This window comes from Maribacter sp. 4U21 (assembly GCF_002742365.1).
GTDB lineage: Bacteria > Bacteroidota > Bacteroidia > Flavobacteriales > Flavobacteriaceae > Maribacter.
Window position 1 is genome coordinate 1 of record NZ_MDGN01000067.1, and the last position, 3,496, is coordinate 3,496.

Consider the following 3,496-nt stretch of genomic DNA (forward strand, 5'->3'; position numbering starts at 1 on the left):
GTTACGGAGGTAATAGTAACAAAAAGGTCTTCTGTGTTTTCAATTATAGCATCGTCGGTTATACGAAGAGGTATATCAATCGTTTCTCCGGGTCTTCCTGAAAAATTAAGGGTGCCACTGCTGCCATTTAAGGTGTAATCTTGATTGATTCGGGCAGAACCATTAGTTACCCTGTAATTTGCCGAGAAAGGTCCAGAGGTCTGAGCACGAGAGGTCACCCTGAAAAAGGTTGTGCCCGTATTTTCATTGACCCTGAATCCTTCAATTTCAATTGGGCCACTTACACTTATATCTATATTACAATCTAAAGACCTTTGGGAAGGCATAATGTAGGCATTTAAATAAATTCTTTGCCCATTTATATCCATATTTGAACCATTGTCATAATTATGTCCGCCCAAATAATGTACATGACCACCCTTAGAGGCCTTAAAGCCTCCTATTCTACCGCCGTAAACCTTATAATTTAACCTATCTCCGCTATCGTAGGCGTGGATCTTTATGTCAGCTCCATTGTCAAAGGAATTGGTTTTGTACGATGGTGCTGAACCGCCCTCATCTGAAAGGCCACCATGAATCTGAATTACGGGACTATCTGCATTGCTAAAAATGATGTTGCCATCAATTCCGGGGTCGGTTACGCCATCCTTTGTTATTAGGCGGTTCGATTTTAAACCAATATTTTCGTAAGCTCTACCGCCAGCACATTGGCCGAAAAAATTACCCCCGTCTTGGACAAATTTTTTGATATTATCCACAGCATTTTTGGACACATTATCTTCATCTGCGTGGGCCTCACTTACAAAAGTATAACAAGCCTCTTTTTTAAGATCTTCGGCGTTGATACCTTCTTTGAAATAGTGAATATTTTCAATAAGACCGGCATCAATCAATATTTGTTGATGAATATCAGCGTTTCCCCCATTATCAAGTAAAGCGGCTTTGGGTTTATGGGTAAAATCATACTTTATGTCAATATTAATGTTCTCTTTCAACTCGTAAACATGAACCTTTTCATTGCTGTTCAATGAATTGTTGTAGCTATTGATTACTTGCCTTGCTTCATTTTCGTAACCAGGATAAACTATAAACGGACCAGATCTAAAGCTCCTGGTTGTTGTCGCTACATTTGCAGGGGCTATTCGCTGAACCCGGCCAGTAAAATCAATGCCGTCTTTGGGCTTTCCTGTCTTGATTGCCCATTTAAGGGGAACGTTCGCATGCAACAGTCTTACTAAAAGACCATATGATCTAAGGTTAAATAGAGCTGAGTTACCTTTTTTCTGTAAATCGTTGTCCATAGGTATCACCAATGAACCACTTGGTATTAGCTCTACTCGGGGAGCCAGAAAAGGTGTTGTGGGATTAGGATTGACCTTTTTACTTGTAACTTCATTGAAATTCTTTTCTAAATTGGAACCATGTGCCAGATTACAAAAAAATAGGAAATGAATTAGAAAAATTCGTGATATATTGAAAAAAAGGTAATTTTTACTCTTAGTAATTTTGGGCATGGTGATTATCTATTAATAAATATTTATTTTATTAAATTCAATCACATAGGTTCTCAATCTGTTTAACGTTCGTTGTTCTATTATACTATTTGAAAATGTACTCAATAAAGTTCTTTTTTATAGTCTTAAAAGTTCAAATTGGATAAAACAAGAATTATCTGGAATGAAGTTGTTATGCTTTGCCAATAAAAATGAGTGTTAAGATTCAAGAAATTGAAATATTGCCGCTTGTTATTACCATTTCCTAACTTTTTTAAGAAGTAAATTGTACTTACTATTTAAAATATTTTTTTCAGTCAAAATAGGAATTGGATATTTGTAGGTTTTGGTAACTACATTTTTTAATATGTTGTATTTTGCTTTTCTATTTTTTCTGTCTTTACAAAAATATTTTTATATCAAGAGCTTTTAAAGTCAATAAATATTTTAAACCAAAATTTATCCACTTATTTTGTTATTGCCCTATTTTTTATTTGGATTACAGGAAATTCGGTTCTCCTGTTCAGTTCCAATTCTTCAGCGGTACAATCTTTTTTGCTCGTACAGTCATTAATAGGATTCTTTTTCCAAAACCTTTGTAATGTAGCCTTACGCGATATTTTTATGAATTTAGCGATGTCCTAAAACGGGTAAGGCTACAAAACGGGTAAGGCTACATTTTAGTCGGACAATAATGAAAACTTATGAATTATTTAAGTATATAGGTAGGTTTTTCCAAAAAAAATATTAGGAATACAAAATATTATGAACAATAATTCTATTTTTATAATAATACTATTGTTCAAAACAATAATAAATCAAGATCTTTAGAAACTAAAATAATTTTGGTTATTAAAGATTGTATTAATTGAAAATGACCAAAACTAAGGTTCAAGAATCATATAGGATGAAGAAAAGCCAGAAAATCATTTTAGATTGTGAAAAGCAGGTTCACTTGATTCGTTTTTCTGTCAAAGAATTAAAAACCGTAGCTTTAAAATGTTATGGCTTAATGTTTATTGATAACGCACATTTAAACCACAGCGTAGCAGATAATGTTCCCTTTTATTTATTCAGGCCTAATAGCAGCGTATTTTTAGGTGATTTAAATACTTTATACAATAGTTCGAATATATTTTTCCTTTCGTTTTCCTCTACTTGTCTTACGGAAATTAAATTGGAATATAGCAATTATATTATTAAAAGAAAAAACATGAAAAAAGAATTGTATTTTTCTACTGATAATTATTCCGAACTTTTTTTAGGTAGTTTGAAAATTTTACTTTCTTTAGATGATTCAAATAAGGAATTCATATTGAACTATAAAGTTCAAGAGTTCGTTTCTTATTTAATCAAAACTTACGGGAAGGAAGTATTAGATTTTATTTTTACTAATTCAAATTTCGAACCCTCTGGTTTCAAAAATTTAATGTGGAAGCAGGTTTTAAAAAATCATACTTTAGAAGAATTGGCCTACATTAGTAATATGAGTGTTTCTAAATTTAAGAGAACTTTTAAAGACATTTTTGATGACACTCCAATAAATTGGTTTAGAGAGCAGAATATTTTAGAATCTTGTAAGCTTTTAGAGAATACTAAAATTAGTATTTCTGAAATTTCGGAATTTATAGGTTATCAGAACCCATCAAGCTTCATCAAGGTCTTTAAAAAATATAATGGAATCACCCCAAATGAATATAGAGAGAGGTTTTTAGTAAAGGAAAAATGATATTATTTCAAAATAAAATTTATGCTTTTGCTTTTCCAAAACGTGTCCTTTCCTTAAAATTGGGTCTGTAAATTAAACTCTGTCCTTTGTTTCAATTCCTTTGGGGCTAGCCCCAAAGTGTAGCCTTCCCTAAAAATGTAGCCTTACCCGTTTTAGGACATCGCTAAATTCATAAAAATATCTTTATCGTTGACCGTTTCGGGGATGTAAGCTTCCCTTAAAACCGAACTGTTTAAAAGTAGAATAATAATCTTTAATTTTAAACAGTATTATG

At 32.2% G+C, this 3,496-nt stretch carries 2 protein-coding genes; one reads left to right on the plus strand and one right to left on the minus strand.

The window, feature by feature from the left end; genetic code table 11:
* Nucleotides 1-1,514: Calx-beta domain-containing protein (locus BFP77_RS13805; RefSeq protein ID WP_143751910.1), on the minus strand; the 1,514-nt coding region annotated here is incomplete at its 3' end.
* A gap of 853 nt (nt 1,515-2,367) precedes the next feature.
* Between BFP77_RS13805 and BFP77_RS13810 the strand changes: the two genes are divergently transcribed.
* Nucleotides 2,368-3,222 carry a helix-turn-helix domain-containing protein gene (locus BFP77_RS13810; RefSeq protein ID WP_099574611.1) on the plus strand — a complete coding sequence of 285 codons (855 nt, stop codon included), beginning with the start codon at nt 2,368-2,370 and terminating at the stop codon, nt 3,220-3,222.
* The last annotated feature ends 274 nt before the right edge of the window (nt 3,223-3,496 follow it).

Coding starts and splice junctions, on each gene's coding strand:
- BFP77_RS13810 (WP_099574611.1), top strand. CDS start 2,368: ATGACCAAAACTAAGGTTCAAGAATCATATAGGATGAAGAAAAGCCAG.